Origin of the sequence: Corynebacterium pelargi (assembly GCF_014635485.1) — a bacterium.
GTDB classification, from domain to species: Bacteria; Actinomycetota; Actinomycetes; order Mycobacteriales; family Mycobacteriaceae; genus Corynebacterium; species Corynebacterium pelargi.
The window spans coordinates 472966-490810 of record NZ_BMCX01000001.1 but is presented as its reverse complement, the minus strand read 5'-3'; the positions used below and the strand labels follow the sequence as shown (position 1 = coordinate 490810).

General features: G+C 58.4%; 15 protein-coding genes. All 15 read left to right on the top strand.

Annotated elements, in window-relative coordinates; translation table 11 throughout:
* The first annotated feature begins 43 nt into the window (after positions 1-43).
* Positions 44-781 (top strand): cell division protein FtsL, encoded by a 738-nt coding sequence (gene ftsL / locus IEU99_RS02200; protein WP_229718339.1) that lies wholly within the window; start codon positions 44-46, stop codon positions 779-781.
* A gap of 113 nt (positions 782-894) precedes the next feature.
* The gene (locus tag IEU99_RS02195; RefSeq protein ID WP_128890799.1) at positions 895-2802 is read left to right on the top strand and encodes a peptidoglycan D,D-transpeptidase FtsI family protein; all 1908 of its coding nucleotides are present in this window, start codon (positions 895-897) and stop codon (positions 2800-2802) included.
* Between the two features lie 91 nt (positions 2803-2893).
* The gene (locus tag IEU99_RS02190; protein WP_128889527.1) at positions 2894-4462 is read left to right on the top strand and encodes a UDP-N-acetylmuramoyl-L-alanyl-D-glutamate--2,6-diaminopimelate ligase; all 1569 of its coding nucleotides are present in this window, start codon (positions 2894-2896) and stop codon (positions 4460-4462) included.
* Positions 4459-5976, top strand: a complete 1518-nt coding sequence (locus IEU99_RS02185) for a UDP-N-acetylmuramoyl-tripeptide--D-alanyl-D-alanine ligase (RefSeq protein WP_128889528.1) — start codon at positions 4459-4461, stop codon at positions 5974-5976. The genes IEU99_RS02190 and IEU99_RS02185 overlap by 4 nt, the downstream gene beginning before the upstream one ends.
* Positions 5973-7073, top strand: a complete 1101-nt coding sequence (gene mraY, locus IEU99_RS02180) for a phospho-N-acetylmuramoyl-pentapeptide-transferase (protein ID WP_128889529.1) — start codon at positions 5973-5975, stop codon at positions 7071-7073. The genes IEU99_RS02185 and mraY overlap by 4 nt, the downstream gene beginning before the upstream one ends.
* Before the next feature lie 3 nt (positions 7074-7076).
* Complete coding sequence (murD, locus tag IEU99_RS02175; protein ID WP_128889530.1) at positions 7077-8441, top strand: UDP-N-acetylmuramoyl-L-alanine--D-glutamate ligase; 1365 nt, start codon at positions 7077-7079, stop codon at positions 8439-8441.
* A gap of 16 nt (positions 8442-8457) precedes the next feature.
* Complete coding sequence (locus tag IEU99_RS02170; protein WP_128889531.1) at positions 8458-9993, top strand: FtsW/RodA/SpoVE family cell cycle protein; 1536 nt, start codon at positions 8458-8460, stop codon at positions 9991-9993.
* Positions 9994-11046 carry an undecaprenyldiphospho-muramoylpentapeptide beta-N-acetylglucosaminyltransferase gene (gene murG / locus IEU99_RS02165; RefSeq protein ID WP_128889532.1) on the top strand — a complete coding sequence of 351 codons (1053 nt, stop codon included), beginning with the start codon at positions 9994-9996 and terminating at the stop codon, positions 11044-11046. It begins immediately after the preceding gene.
* Positions 11047-11126: 80 nt separating this feature from the next.
* Entirely contained in the window at positions 11127-12551 is a 1425-nt protein-coding gene (gene murC / locus IEU99_RS02160; RefSeq protein WP_128889533.1) for a UDP-N-acetylmuramate--L-alanine ligase, read from the top strand.
* A complete protein-coding gene (locus tag IEU99_RS02155; protein WP_128889534.1) occupies positions 12551-13198 on the top strand; it encodes a cell division protein FtsQ/DivIB in 648 nt (215 codons plus the stop codon). The genes murC and IEU99_RS02155 overlap by 1 nt, the downstream gene beginning before the upstream one ends.
* A 181-nt stretch (positions 13199-13379) precedes the next feature.
* Positions 13380-14624 (top strand): cell division protein FtsZ, encoded by a 1245-nt coding sequence (gene ftsZ / locus IEU99_RS02150; RefSeq protein ID WP_128889535.1) that lies wholly within the window; start codon positions 13380-13382, stop codon positions 14622-14624.
* 3 nt (positions 14625-14627) lie between these two features.
* On the top strand, positions 14628-15353 hold the full coding sequence (gene pgeF / locus IEU99_RS02145; protein ID WP_128889536.1) for a peptidoglycan editing factor PgeF: 726 nt from the start codon (positions 14628-14630) through the stop codon (positions 15351-15353).
* Positions 15354-15516: 163 nt separating this feature from the next.
* A complete protein-coding gene (locus IEU99_RS02140; RefSeq protein WP_128889537.1) occupies positions 15517-15957 on the top strand; it encodes a cell division protein SepF in 441 nt (146 codons plus the stop codon).
* Positions 15958-16113: 156 nt separating this feature from the next.
* Complete coding sequence (locus IEU99_RS02135) at positions 16114-16413, top strand: YggT family protein (protein WP_128889538.1); 300 nt, start codon at positions 16114-16116, stop codon at positions 16411-16413.
* Positions 16414-16717: 304 nt separating this feature from the next.
* Positions 16718-17677, top strand: coding sequence for a DivIVA domain-containing protein (locus IEU99_RS02130; RefSeq protein ID WP_128889539.1), 960 nt, complete (start codon positions 16718-16720; stop codon positions 17675-17677).
* The last annotated feature ends 168 nt before the right edge of the window (positions 17678-17845 follow it).

Sequence of the window (17845 nt, the reverse complement as noted above, 5' to 3'; positions counted from 1 at the left end):
ATTCCAAAACACCAAACTTTCCAGCCCCATTCAGGAGCCCATCATGACGATGACGCAAGGCACGCGCCGCCAGTCGAGCCACACCTCCCGCGACTTCAGCACGCATGCCTCCGTGATGGATGCGCCCACTCGTCGGGTTCGTAGCCCGCAACCAACACCGCAGCGCCGTCGCTTCCAGCACAAGCCCGGCTCGCAGCAGGTGTTTTCCTATCGTGGGCGTCGAATCGAACAAAAGAAGGCCGACCGCGGCCTGGTTCGCTTCGTCATCACCTTGACCTTGGTGTTGGTCATTGGTGTTGGCATCGCCATGGGGCTATCGGGCATGACCACCGCGCAGTCGTTTAAATTGCAAGAACTCCGCGCAACGGAATCCACGCTGGGCAATCAAATCGAAACGCTGCACCGCGATGTAGCCAATGCCAGCTCCACCGCCGAGCTGGCTAAAAAGGCCGCCGAAATGAACTTAGTGGTTCCCGATCAACCCGGCGTGTTGGCAACTGATCCGGAAGGCAACGTGGTTGAGCAGCGCCCCGCATCAGATTTGACCCGCCCGATTGTGGATATCAACGGCGATGCGATCCGCTCGAGGGCTGCTTCGAGTAATCCTGCAAAAACTGACGAGCTCAACGGTCAGCTCAATCCTGTTCCGAACCAAACTGCGCCACGTTCCGGCAATACTGCACCAAATGGCGCTACGCTTGCGCCGTACCCTGGGCAGGCTCCGCAGGCACCCGCACCGGCGGCGCCGCCCGCAGCCGAGACAAGAGGTGAGGCTCGATAGTGGATCGCTACTCGAACGACCCCCGCGGCGGGCGCTATTCCCGAAACGCGCGTTCGGGTGATCGCCCACAGCACTCAGGAGCGGCCGAGCATGAGGCCGCTCTTCGTCGTGAAATGAATACCCGTAAGCCTCAAGGGCGCGGGCAACGCGATGTGTTGCGTCGACGCCTGAAGCTGGCCGTCACCATCGGCGTGACCTTGGCTGTTGTGCTCACCGCCAGGTTGGGCTGGGTGCAGCTTGTTTGGGGCCCTGACCTCAGTGAGAAGGCCTCGCAACAGCGCACACGCATTTATGTTGATCCCGCGCGCCGCGGTGAGATTTCGGATGTTCGTGGCCAGCAGCTCGCTTACACCATGCAGGCGCGTTCGCTGACGACTTCTCCGGTGGTGCTGCGCAAAGAGCTACGCACGCTTGCAGATTTCCAACTTCAAGAGTCGAGTGATTACTACGACCTGAAAGAATCCGAGCGCGATGAACGCCTCGATGCGAAGGTAAAAGAGGAGATCGAGCGCTATGCCCGTGAAATTCCTCGTGCGATTGAGCAAGCCGGGGCGTCGAATGCTGAAGTCAGCGAAAAAGACATTCTGAACAAACTCAAGTCTGACTCCACCTACCAGGTGTTGGTGCGCAACGTTGATCCGGACGTAGCCGAGCAAATCGCCAAAGACTTCCATGGCATTGCCGCCGATATGCAAAGCATTCGGCAGTACCCCAATGGGGCCATCGCGGAAAATGTGATTGGCAAGATTAGCCAAGATGGAGAAGGCCAATTCGGCTTCGAGGCTTCCAATGACGGCATCTTGGCCGGAGTGGATGGCAGGAAGACCTTCGACGTCTCACCCGATGGCGTGGTGATTCCTGGCACCATGCGTGATGAAATCCCAGCCACCAATGGCGCCAAGGTACACCTCAGCCTTGATCTGGATCTGCAAACTTATGTGCAGCAGCAAGTAGAGCAAGCTGTGGCTAATTCAGGTGCAAAGAGTGCCTCCGCGGTGGTCCTGGATGCCAAAACAGCCAAAGTGATGGCCATGGCCAATTCGGCCACCATCAATCCCAATGGGGACATTGAAAAGCAGCTTGAACGTGGCAAAACATTTGCCAACACCACCATTTCTGCACCATTTGAGCCGGGATCTGTGGCGAAGGTGATTACCGCTGCCGGTGCAATTGAAGATAAGAAAACCACCCCAGATGAAGTGCTGCAGGTTCCAGGCAGCATCGATATGGCCGGGGTGAATGTCCGTGACGCATGGGTTCACGACGTTGCGCCTTATACCACTACTGGTGTGTTTGGTAAGTCTTCAAATGTGGGCACGTTGATGCTTGCCCAACGTCTCGGGGAGCAGCGCTTTAATGATCTGTTGCTGAAGTTTGGCATTGGCCAAACCACCGGCATTGAGCTTCCGAGCGAATCGGCTGGCCTTTTGCCCAACCTTTCGCAGTGGTCCGGCGGTACTTTTGCCAACCTGCCCATCGGGCAGGGCATGTCGTGGACGCTGCTGCAAATGGCCGGGGTGTATCAGGCCATTGCTAATGATGGCGAACGCATTGAACCGCGGATCGTCGATCATGTCGAAGACGCTTCTGGGTCTGTCGTGGAACAGCCCGAGCCGGAAAAGGTTCAGGTTGTCTCACCGGCGACGGCTCGTACCGTTCGCGACATGTTCCGCTCAGTAGCCCAAAGCGACCCCACTGGCGTGCAGCAGGGTACTGGCCCGCAGGCGGCGATTGATGGCTACCAAGTCTCAGGTAAGACCGGTACTGCCCAGCAGGTTGATCCCAACACCGGCGCGTACTCTAATTCGCGTTATTGGATCACCTTCGCAGGTATCGCGCCGGCGGATAATCCCCGCTATGTGGTGGCGATCATGCTGGATCAGCCTCAACGAGGAGTACACGGTGAGGGCGGACAATCCGCAGCGCCTCTGTTCCACGACATCGCTTCCTGGCTGCTCAATCGTGATAATGTGCCGCTTTCTCCGCCGCCAGAAGGCCAATTGGTGCTGGAGGCGCGTTAATGCGTGGTGAGATCGAAATGAGCACAGCAGGTGCTAGCCTTGACACTTTCTGGTGTGAGTGTCAAAAGAACGTTGTTGAAGGGAGCAAGGCATGAACATGCGGGTTGCGGATGTTGCACGCATCGCCGGTGGCACCGTGCACGGTGATGGTGACGTCATGGTGCACGGCATCGGATTGGATTCCCAAGAGCTGGCTGAAGGGGCACTGTTTGCCGCCCTGCCAGGCACCCGTAATCACGGCGCACGATTCGCTGCCGATACCCAAGCCGCAGCGATTCTGAGCGATGCTCAAGGCCTGGAACTTCTCCAGCAGGCAGGCGAACAGCGCCCGGTGATCGTGGTAGACGATATCCGCACCATCCTTGGTTCGGTGTCTTCGGCTTTGTACGACAACCCCTCCCAAAAGCTGTGCGTTATCGGCATTACCGGCACCTCAGGTAAAACCACCACGAGCTATCTGCTCGAGGCCGGGCTGATGCATGCCGGCCTCCACGTTGGCCTCATCGGAACGACTGGCACGCGCATCAATGGCGTGAAGGTGCCCACCCAACTCACCACTCCCGAAGCCCCGAAGCTACAAGAGCTTTTCGCACGCATGGTGGAACAAGGCGTTACCCACGTGGTGATGGAAGTGTCTTCTCACGCCCTGGCATTGGGTCGCGTAGGCGGCACCCAATTTGATGCCGCGGGCTTTAGCAACCTCACCCAAGACCACCTGGACTTCCATCCCACGATGGAAGACTATTTCGAGACAAAGGCAAAGCTCTTCGATCCATCGAGTGAGCTTAGCCCCGAGAAGTCAGTGATCTGCATTGATGATGAATGGGGCCAGGCCATGTTTGGGCGCGCCAAGCATCCCTGGGCGTTGGCGTCGAAAAGCTCCCAAGAAGGCGAAATTGTAGCCAATTACTTCGTTGAAGACGCACAAAGTGATGACGCAGGCACGCAGCGCTTCGTCCTGCACGCACGCGACAAACGCATCCCGGTAGACCTCAATATGCCCGGAGCCTTCAATATCACCAACGCAAGTTTGGCAATCGCCTTGGCAGATGCTGTTGGTGTGGATGCAACGGTGGTGGCTGAAGGCGTTGCCGGTGTGGGCGTACCGGGGCGTATGCAGCGTATCGACGCAGGCCAGGACTTCATTGCCGTCGTTGACTATGCCCATAAGCCCGCTGCAGTGGCCGCGGTGCTCGACACCATCCGTGCTCAAACACCTGGGCGCGTGGCAGTTGTGCTTGGTGCCGGCGGCAACCGTGACGTATCCAAGCGCGCGTTAATGGGCGAAGCCGCGGCGAGCCGGGCTGATTTGCTCATCGTGAGCGACGATAACCCGCGTGATGAGGATCCATCGCAGATTCGTCAAGCCATCATTGAAGGTGCCCAAGGCGTTGAAGATGGTGCGCAGGTTGAAGAAGAAGGCGACCGCCTCGAAGCAATCCGCAAGGCAGTGCGATGGGCGCAAGCAGGCGATGCCATCGTGGTAGCCGGTAAAGGCCATGAAGTAGGCCAGTTGATCCGCGGAGTGCAGCATCATTTCGATGATCGCGAAGCACTCGAAACCGCGATCCACGAGGCACTCAACACCCAAGAACACAGCGCTGAACACAGCGATGAACCCAGCGCTGATCCCAGTGCTCAAGCAGGCGATAACGCATGATTCCCCTCAACTTAGCTAGCATCGCCCAAGCCTGCGGTGGCACGTTGAGTGCCAGCGCCACGGGTGATGAGCGCATCACCGGCAAGGTGGAATTCGATTCTCGCAAGATCGCACAAGGTGATCTTTTTATTGCCTTGCACGGTGCCCGCGTTGATGGTCACGACTTTGCAGATCAAGTGATGGACGCTGGTGCTGCAGGCGCCTTGCTCTACCGCGATGTAGGAGTACCTGGAGTGCTTGTGGCCAAGGTGGAGCAGTCTGCCTCCAATGCTTATGCCACCGCGCATGACAGCACTGGTGCTGCAGCCAGCGTGATCGCTGGGATGAGCAAGTTGGCACGCTATGTTTGTGATCAACTCACCCCTCAGCTTTGCGTGGTAGGAGTGACTGGCTCTGCCGGAAAAACCTCGGCAAAAGACATGATGGCCAGCATTTTTTCCGCACAAGCCCCCACTGTGGCGCCACCTGGCTCTTTTAATAACGAGATCGGGCATCCTTATACGGTGCTGCGTTGTGATACCGACACCCGCTTTTTGGTGAGCGAACTTTCCGCCAGGGGAGTAGGCCATATTCGGGCCCTTACTGAGGTGGCCCCGCCGCATATCGGTGTGGTACTCAACGTCGGTTCTGCACACCTTGGAGAGTTCGGTTCGCAAGCCACCATCGCTAAGGCCAAGGGTGAATTGGTTGAGGCGCTTCCCGCTGATGGCGTGGCGGTGCTCAACGCCGATGATCCGCTCGTTGCTGCCATGGCTTCACGCACCGATGCCAAGGTCATGACCTTTGGCACCGCCGAGGATGCCACCGTGCGAGCAAGCGAGATCCGTCTTGATGCCCAGGCGCGCCCGGCGTTTCGCCTGCACACCCCCGAAGGTGATGCAGAGATCCAGCTCGGCGTATCTGGCGAGCACCAGGTGTGGAATGCGCTCGCAGCCCTTGCCGCAGCCCTTGCTGCCGGCGTGGATCTTTCTACCGCAGTCACCGCGATCCAGGCCCACCGCAATGCATCGGCCCACAGGATGGATGTACGCCACCGCGGCGATGGCCTGACGGTGATTGATGATGCCTACAATGCCAATGCTGAATCGATGCGAGCAGGCATTCGTGCCGCGGTGAGTACGGCGCGGGGCCGGCAAGGCCGGGCCATTGCGGTGCTCGGGCCGATGGGGGAGTTAGGTCAAGATTCCGCCCAAGAGCACGAGCGCCTCGGAACAGAGCTCGCGGCCTTAGGCGTGGACAAGCTCGTGGTGGTTGGCGATCAACCGGACGCCCAAGCTCTTGCGCGCGGCGCGGGATCGTTGACGGAAGCTGTGACGCAGACGCCTGAGCAGGCTGCGGGTGTCGTCGAAAAGCTTGCTGGCCCACGCGATACGGTATTGGTCAAGGCTTCAAATGCATTTCAACTTTGGCGTGTGGCCGATGCCCTGATGGCCAACGACGCGATCAATGAAGATCACAACGCGATCAATAAAGATCAACAGGAACTATCCGAACTGCAGGTGAATGACAAGTGACCCAAATCATCATCGCTGCCGCTGTGGCGCTGCTGGTATCGGTGCTGCTAACCCCGGTGCTGATCAAACGCTTTAGCGCCGAGGGAATCGGCCAGGAAATTCGTGAAGAAGGGCCGAAGTCTCACCTGCGCAAACGCGGCACCCCCACCATGGGCGGCATCGCCATTATCACCGCGATCTCTGTGGCGTACCTCGTCACCGGCATCTATGGCGAACTCACGCACCAAGGTGGTTTTAGCGCCACGGGTGCAGTGGTGATGTTTTTGATGCTCGCCCTCGGTGGTTTGGGCTTCGCTGATGACTTCATCAAACTCTACAAAGGCCGCAACCTCGGCCTGAATAAAAAAGCCAAGCTCATCGGGCAGTTCGCCGCCGCGATGATCTTCGGCGTACTCATCTTGCAGTTCCCCGATGAAAATGGCCTCACCCCAGGTTCTACGCATCTAAGTTTCCTGCGGGATATCGGTAGTTGGGATCTGGCGGTAGGCCCAACGATCATCGGCATCGTCGTGTTCCTCGCCTTTATCTACATTCTTGTCTCTGCCTGGTCTAATGCCGTAAACCTCACCGACGGCCTTGATGGGCTCGCAGCCGGCACCACCGGCATCGTGATGGGCGTCTACACCTTGATCACTTTCTGGCAGTACCGAAACGCCTGCACCGCCGGGGCAGAGCCGGGTTGCTATAACGTGCGTGACCCCCTCGACCTTGCCATCCTGGCCGCCGCTGGTATGGGCGCTTGCGTTGGCTTTTTGTGGTGGAATGCTGCACCGGCGCAAATTTTCATGGGTGATACCGGCTCACTGGCCCTCGGTGGCTTGGTCGCTGGCATCTCGGTGACCTCGCGTACCGAATTGCTCATGATCATCGTTGGTTTGCTCTTCGTGCTTGAGGCTGCATCGGTGGTCATCCAAGTGGCAAGCTTCAAAACCACCGGTAAGCGCGTATTCAAGATGGCTCCGCTGCATCACCACTTCGAGCACATCAATTGGGCCGAAACTACCGTGGTGATCCGCTTCTGGTTGCTCGCCGGCCTGTTCGGCATGATCGGCATCGCCTTGTTCTACGGCGAGTGGCTCTCCCTGGCGGGGGTATAACCCATGGCTTCAACTCTGCTCGACGGCAAGATTGTGGTGGCCGGCGCCGGCATCTCTGGCATCGGTACCGCCCGTTTACTGCAGTCGCTCGATGCGCAATTTGAGCTTGTCGACGCCTCCGCGGCAGCACTCGAACGTGCAGAAGGGATCCCCACCGCCCTCATTGGCTCCGACACACTCGACGGCGTGGCACTGGTCGTTACCTCTCCCGGCTGGCGCCCCGATTCGCCTTTGCTGGTCGAGGCACAGCAGCGCGGCATCCCCGTGATCGGTGACGTGGAATTGGCCTACCGTCTTGATCGTGATGGTGCCTTTGGGCAACCGCGCACCTGGATGGTGGTGACCGGCACGAACGGAAAAACCACCACCACCGCCATGCTCGCGGCGATGATGCAAGCAGGTGGCTTTGAGGCTCAAGCGGTAGGCAATATCGGCGTTTCCATCGCAGAGGCTTTGTTAGGCGAGCGCGTCGATGTGCTTGTTGCGGAGCTATCGAGCTTCCAATTGCATTGGGCACCAACGCTTGTGCCTGATGTGGGCGTGTTGCTGAACCTCGCCGATGATCACATTGATTGGCACGGCAGTTTCGAGGCCTATGCCCAAGCCAAAGCGAAGGTCCTGGCAGCACCAGTGCATATCGCAGGTATTGAAGATCCGGCGGTGGCTGAGCTGGCGGACGATCGCACCATCGGTTTTCGCCTTGAAGCTCCCCAGGCCAATGAGCTTGGCGTAAGAGACGGCATGCTCGTCTCTCGTGCTTTTGGTGATTCCAATCTTGTTTTGGCGCAAACCGAAGGCATCCAACCTCCCGGGCCTGCCGGCATTGCCGATGCCTTGGCAGCCGCCGCGGCTGCACGCTCCCAAGGGGTCAGCGCAGAAGCAATCGCCTCGGCGCTCGAAGGCTTCCAGGTGGCTGGACACCGCGGCCAAACAGTAGAAAACGAGGGTGGCGTCCTGGCCGTGGACAATTCCAAGGCCACCAACCCCCATGCCGCGGATGCTGCGCTTGCCGGATTTGAGTCGATCATCTGGATTGCCGGTGGGCAGCTCAAAGGCGCAAGCGTGGAAGAGCTCGTGCGCACCCACGCCCACCGCATCAAAGCGGCCGCGCTGCTTGGTGTGGATCGCGAGGAGATCGCCAGCGTGCTGCGCGAATATGCACCGGATGCGGAAATCATGTGCACCGCAAGTACCGACCCGGATAAGGCAATGGGCGAGGTTGTGGGCTTCGCGCTTTCTCGTTATGAGCAATCAGATGCCATTGTGTTGGCACCTGCGGCCGCAAGTTTAGACATGTACACCAGCATGGCGCAGCGCGGTGATCTTTTTGCCTACTACATTCAAGCATTAACCAAGTCAGCCAGATAGATCTTGAGGAGACACCATGGCACAGGGGTTGAACACCATTGCAAAGGCTTTTGGTTCGCGCCTGCGTGAAACCAGGCGCCGCCCCCTGGCCGACTACTACATCCTGATCATTGTCATCGGGCTGCTCACGGTCATTGGTGTCACGCTCGTGGCATCCAGTTCCATGACCTGGTCCATTTCGGCCGGCGGTAGCGCCTGGACTACCGCGCTACGCCAGACCATCATGGTGATCCTCGGCCTTGGTGCCGGCTGGCTGGCATTGCGAGTACCACCAGGTGCCGTGCGCCGTATGGCCTTGCCCTTTTTGGTGATCTCCATCCTCTTACTCATCCTGGTGCTTACCCCGCTTGGTACGGGCTATGAGCAGGTGGGTTCGCAATCGTGGTTGGTGCTTGGCCCCTTATCCTTCCAGCCCTCCGAGGTGGCGCGTATCGCCATTGCCGTATGGGGCGCGAGCTTCTTAGCCAATGGGGAACCCGGCACCAAAGAATTCAACCGACGCATGTACTGGTTTTTAGGCGTCAGTCTTGCCATGTGTGGATTGATTGCCATGGAACACGACACAGGCATGGCCGTGACCTTCCTGATCGTGGTCTTTGCCGTCTCGGTATTCGCAGGCCTTGATAGCCGCATGGTGTGGGGCACTGTCATCGCGGCCTTCGGCGCAATCGTCATTGTCTCTTTGGGTGGCGGCTATCGAAGCGACCGCATTGCCGTGTACTTCGATGCTCTCTTCGGGCGTTTCGACGACACCTCCGGCAAGGCCTACCAGTCCTATCAGGGCTTCCTTTCGCTTGCCGACGGTTCCCTCACCGGCTTGGGTCTAGGACAATCGCGCGCAAAGTGGTTCTACTTGCCTGAGGCCAAAAACGACTTCATCTTCGCGGTGGTAGGCGAGGAGCTCGGCTTTGTTGGCGCAGCCGTCATCGTGGCACTGTTTGCCACCTTGGGCGTGGTGGGATTCCGCACCGCGAAGCGCTGCTCGAATATGTACCTATCCCTGCTCGCCGGTGCGCTTACCGCATCGGTGGTGGTGCAGGCCTTTGTCAATATGGCCTATGTGGTTGGTCTTGTACCCGTGACAGGCATTCAGCTTCCGCTCATCTCCGCCGGTGGTACTTCCGCGATTATCACCCTTACGGCCATGGGCTTGCTGCTGAGCTGTGCTCGCCATGAACCCGAAGCTATCTCCGCCATGCGCTCCTATGGCCGCCCCACCCTCGACCGGATCGTTGGTTTACCTGAGCCTTCACTCGAGGGTATCTCTGCCAATAAAGCTGTACGAACCAAAGCAGCAGAGTCTGCCCGTGGTGCTCGCTCTGATACACGCCGTAGGCCAGCTCCAAGCCGAGAAGCTGGAAGAACTCGTCCACAGCGAGTAACCCCGGAGCGTGCGAATCCTCGTCGCGCAGAAGCGAAACCGGCCGCAGATACCGATGCCGAGCGTTTCAGCGGATATCGATCGCGCCGATCCCACGGCGGCGCTGGTAGCCTGAATAACCGTTCACGGGGGCAACACCCCGCCCCACATCGCGACCGCAGGAGGCGCTAAATGCAACACAGGAAGATCGTGGTTGCAGGCGGAGGAACCGCAGGCCACATTGAGCCAGCCATGGCAGTAGCAGAGGCGCTTCGTGAGCGCGGCTTTGACGTAGTGGCACTCGGTACTAACCGAGGATTGGAAACCACTATCGTGCCCGAGCGCGGTTTCGAGCTGGCATTGATCCAACCGGTGCCGGTACCGCGCAAGCTGAACATGGATCTTGTGCGTTTGCCGCTGCGTGTGTGGAAAGCCATGCGCCAATCACGCCAGGTGCTCAAAGACGCCGATGTGCTCATCGGTTTCGGCGGCTATGTTGCAGCCCCCGCCTACATCGCTGCACGATCCTTACGTATGCCCATGCTGGTGCACGAGGCCAATGCGCGTGCCGGTATGGCCAATAAGCTCGGCGTGTGGCTTGGCGGCATGGGACTCAACGCCGCACCCGACTCCGGCATGAAGGGCGAGGTTGTAGGCATCCCGATCCGCAATATGGAAGATCCCGAGGCCAAAGATCGCGCCGTGGAACTGTGGGGATTAGACCCAGAAAAGCCCGTGGTGCTGGTCACCGGCGGCTCGCAGGGAGCGGCCTCGATTAACTCGGCAGTAGCCGAGGGCCTTGACCGGGTGCTCGACCAGGGCATCCAGGTGCTGCATTCCTATGGCAAGAAAAACGAGGCGCCTGCATCCCGCGAAGGGTATGTGCCTGTGCCATATATCGAAGATATGGCCGCCGCATACGCCATTGCCTCGCTGGTGGTCTGCCGTGCAGGTGCTATGACGGTGGCGGAAAACACCGCTGCCGGCGTGCCAGCGGTGTATGTGCCACTGCCACATGGCAATGGAGAGCAAGGGCTGAACGCTTTGCAGGTGGTGCAAGCCGGCGGGGCGCAGTTGGTAGAAGACCAAGACTTCGACGGCACGGCCTTTGCCGACTATGTCACCGGCATCTTGGGTGATGATTCGCTTCGCGCCAGCATGGCAAAGCAAACCCAAGAAAGCGTTGGCGCCAATGCCGCAGAGCACATAGCCGATATGGTCTTACACATCACCAACGAAGATTAACCTCGCTGGATAGCATCACACTTGCCCGATGTCGTTGAACCACGACGTTTGACCCCCACCACAAAGGACACCAAAAGCTCATGATCGACCTCAGCCGTGTGCACATGATCGGAATTGGCGGTGCAGGCATGTCGGGCGTTGCCCGAATTTTGCTCGCCCGTGGTGCCACCGTATCTGGCTCCGATGTGAAAGATTCGCGGCCGCTTTTGGCCTTGCGATCCATGGGCGCCAAGATCGCCGTTGGCCACGCCAAGGAAAACCTTGAGCTTTCGGGCGAACTTCCCACGGTGGTAGTGACCTCCTTTGCCGCTATTCCGCAGTACAACCCGGAATTGGTGGCAGCACGAGATGCCGGCATCCCGGTGATCCGACGTTCCGACTTGCTGGCGGAGCTCATGGAGGGCTACCAACAGGTGCTGATCGCCGGCACCCACGGCAAAACCTCCACGACCTCGATGACGGTAGTGGCGATGCAGGCAGCCGGATTGGATCCAAGCTTTGCCATTGGTGGCCAGTTAAATAAGGCGGGCACCAACGCCCACCACGGCACGGGCGCTGCGTTTGTGGCGGAAGCCGATGAGTCGGATGCCTCCTTGCTTCGCTATAAGCCATCGGTGGCGGTAGTGACGAATATTGAGCCCGATCACCTTGATTATTTCCGTTCCGAGGAAGCCTATTTCAAGGTGTTTGAAGACTTCGCCGGAAGGATCGTCGAAGGCGGCTCCCTCGTGGTTTGCCTTGATGATCCCCATGCAGCAGCGCTGGGTGAGCGTTTCCACGACCGCCTGCAGGTTTTGGGCTATGGCACGGCCGAAGCGGCGAAGCGTTATCCCGAGCTGGCACATACCGTAGTGGAATCAATGCAGGTGGAAGCAGCCGGCACCCGCTGCGCCATCCGAGTGGGCGATCAGCACACCGAGGTATTGATGCGCATTCCTGGCACGCACATGGTGCTCAATGCCGCAGCCGCGTTAACGGCTGGGGTGCTCGCCGGAGGCGATTTGGAAGAACTTGCCCAGGGCATTTGTGATTTCTCCGGTGTGCGTCGTCGCTTCGAATTCCACGGGGAAGTCAACCAAGGCCCTGCCAAGCGTGCGCTGGTGTATGACGATTACGCCCACCATCCCACCGAGGTTGCTGCGGTGCTTCGCGCGGCTCGGGAACGCCAGGAGGCGATCGGTGGCGGCAAGATCATCGCCGTATTCCAACCGCACCTGTATTCGCGCACTATTGAATTTGCCGATGAATTTGCTCAGGCTTTGTCGCTTGCCGACGCCGCCGTGGTGTTGGATATCTACGGTGCCAGGGAGGAGCCGGTGGAAGGGGTGAGCTCGCGGATCATCACCGAATCGATGACGATCCCCACAGTGTTCGAACCCACCTTCCTCGATGTGCCAGAGCGCGTTGCTGAGATTGCAGAAGAACGAGACATGATCCTTACCATCGGCGCAGGCAGCGTGACCATGCTTGCCGATGAGATTTTGAAGCGTTTGAAGGAATCCTAATGTCGAAGCGGGTGTGGCTGAGCCTTGTGCTCCTCGTGGTGGTGGCGGCCATCCTGGCGGCAGTAGCGTGGTTTTCCCCGCTATTTGTGGCCAATAAGATTGAGGTGGAAGGCAATCAGCGCAGCAGTGTTGAAGAAATTGAACAAGCTGCTGATATCCCACAGGACGCAAAGCTTCTGCCTTTATCCAGCAAGAACATCGCTACCCGAGTAAGCCAATTGCCGTGGGTGGCAAAGGTGTCTGTGCACAAGCAACTGCCCGATACCGTCGTCATTGAAGTCTCGGAGCATCAGCCGGTTGGCTATATCGATAAATCCGATGGCCACCACATCTTCAACACCGAGGGCACGGTGTTTATGATCAGCGATGATCCCGCCGGTGCCACCAAGGTCATTGGCGATGATGAAGCTTCCCAGGAAGCCGCAGCCACGGTGCTGGCTGCCATCGATCCTGAGCAACGCGGCAGGATTGCAGAGATCGAGGCGAAAAATCCCAATGCGATTTCTTTGAAGTTGGATAATGGCCACACCATCTTTTGGGGTTCTTTAGAAAACACTCACAATAAGGCGGTGGCGATGAAGGCCGCGCTTGCTCGTGAGGAGCAGTTTGTAGATATTAGCGCCGCACCCGATATCGCTGTGCGATAAAACCGCAGGTCAAAACTCTCAAGTAGAAGTTTAGGGTCTCGACACGCGGGGAAATGTCCGCCACATTTTGCCTCGCGTCGTTCAAGATGGTTGTAATGCATCGCCAACCCAGGGTCGTTTCCAGTGGCGATGAGTCGCATAGCTAGCAACAAACTTGTGAAAAGAAAGGCGAGCCTCGCTCATGACTTCCCCAGATAACTACCTCGCCGTCATAAAGGTCGTCGGTGTCGGCGGCGGTGGCGTCAATGCTGTTGACCGCATGATCGAAGAAGGTCTCAAGGGCGTGGAGTTCATCGCCGTGAACACCGACTCTCAGGCGCTTATGTTCTCCGACGCCGACGTGAAGTTGGATATCGGACGCGAAGCCACCCGTGGCCTCGGTGCCGGCGCCAACCCCGAGGTTGGTCGCACCTCCGCTGAGGACCACAAATCCGAGATCGAAGAAACCCTCAAGGGTGCCGACATGGTGTTCGTTACCGCAGGCGAAGGTGGCGGCACCGGCACCGGCGCTGCACCCGTGGTTGCCAGCATCGCCAAGAAGATGGGCGCGCTGACCGTCGGTGTGGTTACCCGCCCCTTTAACTTCGAAGGCAAGCGCCGTACCCGCCAGGCCATGGAGGGCATCCAGGCACTGCGCGAAGTCTGCGACACCCTCATCGTCATCCCCAACCAGCGCTTGCTGGAGATGGGGGATCCGGACCTCACCATGGACGAAGCCTTCCGTGCTGCCGACCAGGTGCTCTACAACGGCGTGCAGGGCATTACCAACCTCATCACCATCCCCGGCATGATCAACGTCGACTTTGCCGACGTGCGTTCCGTGATGGCAGACGCAGGCTCCGCACTCATGGGTGTCGGTTCCGCCTCTGGCGATAATCGCGTATTCGAAGCAGCTCAGCAGGCCATTAACTCCCCGTTGCTCGAAGCCACGATGGAAGGCGCTACCGGCGTGCTGCTGTCTGTTGCTGGTGGTTCCGACCTCGGCCTGCAGGAAGTCAACGATGCATCCAGCATGATTTCCGAGCTTGCCGACGACGACGTGAACCTCATCTTCGGTACGATCTTCGACGATAACCTCGGCGATGAAGTGGTCGTGACCGTGATCGCCACCGGTTTCAATGGCGTAGAAAACAAGCTACCTTCAAAGAAGGAGCCAGAACAGGCCGCGTCTTCGCCTACTCCGGCACCGGAATCGAGCTCGCTGTTCCAGCAGGACGAGGCCCCAAGCCCACGTCATGCGCTCAGCGATGAAGAGCCGCAGCGCTACGACTCCACGCGCCAGCAGCCACAGCGTGGCGAGGCTCGCGAAAACTACGGTTCACGTTCGGGTCTGTTTACCAACCGCGAAGAACGTCGCGATAGCTACAACGATCGCTACAACCGCGGCGATGAAGACGATATCGACGTTCCGGACTTCCTTCGCTAAGGCATGAGCACTGGAAACGACCGCCCCGTCCGCAAGGTATTTAGCACCAAAGCGGGCGGGGTCTCGCTTAAGCCCTACGCCTCGTTTAACTTGGCCACCCACGTCGGTGACGATCCAGAGCATGTAGCCGCGAACCGTCAACGCCTGCAAAGGATCCTTGATCTGCCAAAGATTCAATGGATGGAACAAATTCATTCCAATACCGTGCGGGTAGTCGAGGAGTACCAACCGGAGCCCATTGAGGCCTGCGATGCCATGGTGAGCACCTTAAGAGGCGTCGGCCTTGGTGTGCTGGTGGCAGACTGTGTGCCCATTTTGCTCTCGGACCACGAAGCAGGGGTCATTGCGGCGGTCCACGCCGGACGACTCGGTGCAAGAAACGGCATCCTGCCAGCCACCGTTCGCTGCATGCTGGAGCTCGGCGCGCGAGCCGAACATATCCACGCCTTGCTTGGCCCTGCTGCTTCAGGCAGCAACTACGAAGTACCAGAGCCCATGGCCCGGGATGTAGAGCAGCACCTGCCTGGTTCGATGGTGCGCACCAGTGCAGGTACCGCAGGTTTGGACCTGCGCCGCGGCTTGGTGGTGCAGCTTTATGGCCTGGGTGTGCACAATGTGTACTCAGATCCCCGGTGCACGATCGAGGATGAGTCTTTCTTTTCCTACCGGAGAGAGGGCACGACTGGGCGCCAGGCAGGTGTGGTGTGGTTGCCGGAGCACAACGGCTAAAAAGATTCACCAAAAGTTTAATCTTTCAACCGTGTCATTCGCGCAAGAACACCCACTTGGCAGATAGGTTTTAAGTCAGGCAGTACATCTTGCATAACGCAAGGCAGCACAATTTTTTCCGAAACGCAGTTCACTGAGCAGGTGAACACCGAAAGGGACACAGATGTCATTTGTGAAGAAGACCAAGGAATTCTTCGGGCTCGACGAGGCCGCGGCCTACGAAGAGGATGCTTACTACGGCGAGCCTCGCTACGAGCACACCTCGAGCTACGCTCCTGAGCGTTCCTATGACCGCTACGAGGCTTATGATCGCCGAGATGTACGCGCTGCGTATCCTTCTTCGATCGTGACCATCAGCGCTCACTCCTACAGCGATGCAAAGCGTGTGGGCGAGGCTTTCCGTGACGGTGACGCTATCGTGCTGGATCTGCGCGACCTGCCCCGCGATGAGGCAAAGCGTTTTGTGGACTTCTCCGCCGGCCTGGTCATGGCTGTTGATGGCGATCTGTGGAAGCTGGACAACATGGTGTTCGGTCTTCGTCCTCCGCAGGCCGAGGATCTGAGCCAGGAAGATCTTCGCCGCTCTGCTCGCGTGCACTCATAGCCGAATCTTTCTTCGGCGCCGTTAAAGCACCGGCTCATCTTTGATCCCTCACCACCTGCTGTGCGAGTGTCCCTCAGCGCTATAAAGAAGGTGGTGGGGGATAACTCATGTAGAATGCCGGTGTTCAACTAATAGAAAAGAAATCGTGGGAACCTCGTGAGTCTAGTTTTTGACATCCTGATTCTGCTCCTCACCATCTACACCTGGATCTTAATTGCGCGCATTCTAATTGAGATGATCCAATCATTTTCGCGCCGTTTTACTGCCCCGAGTTGGTTTATGGTGATTGCCGAATTCTTCTTCGTGCTCACCGATCCACCGGTGCGTCTGCTTCGTCGTTGGATTCCACCACTTCGTCTCGGCCAGGTCGCCTTGGATGTTTCCATCCTGGTGTTGTTCTTCGGCATTCAGTTGTTGATCCTTTTGCTGCGTGTGCTGCAGGCGCAAATTGTATAAGGTTGAGCTTGAACCTGAGGTATGCGGCACTTTTTAATAATCCGCGACCTGGGCTTTTCTAAGTTTTTCAAGGCAATTTGCCTGTCAAAGTGGGAAAGCAGCAGGAAGGTTCGCTAAACTTTCAATGGAAACAACTAGTTGCAGCGATACTTTGGTTTCCTAACCGAGTGCCGGTGCACAATATTTTGATGAATTTTGTGCAAAGTTCCCACAATCTTCCGGTTGTGCGTTATTTTGGACAAAGACACATATTGTTCCTGGGTGTTACCTGGGAGCAAAGAACCATCTCGAAGGGAAGAGCTCCATGCCGCTGACTCCAGCCGATGTGCATAACGTCGCTTTTAGTAAGCCACCGATCGGCAAGCGCGGATACAACGAGGACGAGGTAGACCAGTTCCTTGACCTGGTTGAGGACACGCTTGCGGAGATCCAAGAAGAAAATGAGGACCTCCGTCAGCAGGTTGAGGAGCTGAAGGCAGAGGCAGGCCAGTCCGGCCCCGCTCCGGTTCGTACCGCTTCCTCCACCGACGAGTCCAAGATCCGCGAGGAAATCGAGGCATCGCTCAAGGCCGAGTACGAGGGCAAGCTTGCCGACGCCCGCCGCGCCGCAGAGCAGGCGCAAGGCGAACTCGCAAGTGCTCGCAAGGAACTGAAGTCCGCACAGGAAGAGGCCCGCCGAGCCAAGTCGGCTGGCGCTCAGCCCCAAGCTGCCGCTGCCGCACCCGTCGCAACTGATGAGCCCGCCAGCGCCGAGACCCACATGCAGGCCGCCAAGGTGCTCTCGCTTGCTCAGGAGATGGCTGATCGCCTCACCTCCGATGCTCGCGCCGAGTCCGACTCCATGCTCACTGAGGCTCGCGAAGCCGCCGAGCAGCGTGTACGCGAAGCTGATGAGCACGCGAAGCGCACCGTCAGCGAGGCAGAGCAGAAGGCTCATGCACAGCTCTCCGACGCTAAGCAGCGCTCCGAAACCATGGTGGCTGAGGCCAAGCAGAAGTCCGAAAAGACCATCGCCGACGCCAACGCCCAGGCAGAAGCTCAGGTACGCAAGGCCGAGGATAAGGCCAATGCCCTCCAGGCAGACGCAGAGCGTAAGCACACCGAGATCATGGCTACTGTCAAGCAGCAGCAAAACGCTCTGGAGACCCGCATTGCAGAGCTGCGCACCTTCGAGCGCGAATACCGCACTCGCCTGAAGACCCTCCTGCAAAGCCAGTTGGAGGATCTCGAAAGCCGCAGCACCTCCGCACCGGAAGGTCGCTAAGCCAACGTTGGGCGTTTACGCCCGATCAGCCCCGCCTGAATAAGGTGGGGCTGCTTTTGTTTGAGGTGGCGCTGATGCATCCTTGGCGCGATGCGCTATAGTGAGTGTCCATATGGCGTTGATCCGGCAATCACCGGTGAGCCTTCGGAAGAAACCTCGCGGCTTGTT

Excerpts from the sequence above, each read along its gene's own strand:
- IEU99_RS02190 (WP_128889527.1), top strand. The coding sequence starts at position 2,894 with ATGAACATGCGGGTTGCGGATGTTGCACGCATCGCCGGTGGCACCGTG.
- murC (WP_128889533.1), top strand. The coding sequence starts at position 11,127 with ATGATCGACCTCAGCCGTGTGCACATGATCGGAATTGGCGGTGCAGGC.
- IEU99_RS02155 (WP_128889534.1), top strand. The coding sequence starts at position 12,551 with ATGTCGAAGCGGGTGTGGCTGAGCCTTGTGCTCCTCGTGGTGGTGGCG.
- pgeF (WP_128889536.1), top strand. The coding sequence starts at position 14,628 with ATGAGCACTGGAAACGACCGCCCCGTCCGCAAGGTATTTAGCACCAAA.
- IEU99_RS02140 (WP_128889537.1), top strand. The coding sequence starts at position 15,517 with ATGTCATTTGTGAAGAAGACCAAGGAATTCTTCGGGCTCGACGAGGCC.
- IEU99_RS02195 (WP_128890799.1), top strand. The coding sequence starts at position 895 with ATGAATACCCGTAAGCCTCAAGGGCGCGGGCAACGCGATGTGTTGCGT.
- IEU99_RS02185 (WP_128889528.1), top strand. The coding sequence starts at position 4,459 with ATGATTCCCCTCAACTTAGCTAGCATCGCCCAAGCCTGCGGTGGCACG.
- IEU99_RS02170 (WP_128889531.1), top strand. The coding sequence starts at position 8,458 with ATGGCACAGGGGTTGAACACCATTGCAAAGGCTTTTGGTTCGCGCCTG.
- IEU99_RS02130 (WP_128889539.1), top strand. The coding sequence starts at position 16,718 with ATGCCGCTGACTCCAGCCGATGTGCATAACGTCGCTTTTAGTAAGCCA.
- murD (WP_128889530.1), top strand. The coding sequence starts at position 7,077 with ATGGCTTCAACTCTGCTCGACGGCAAGATTGTGGTGGCCGGCGCCGGC.
- murG (WP_128889532.1), top strand. The coding sequence starts at position 9,994 with ATGCAACACAGGAAGATCGTGGTTGCAGGCGGAGGAACCGCAGGCCAC.
- ftsZ (WP_128889535.1), top strand. The coding sequence starts at position 13,380 with ATGACTTCCCCAGATAACTACCTCGCCGTCATAAAGGTCGTCGGTGTC.
- ftsL (WP_229718339.1), top strand. The coding sequence starts at position 44 with ATGACGATGACGCAAGGCACGCGCCGCCAGTCGAGCCACACCTCCCGC.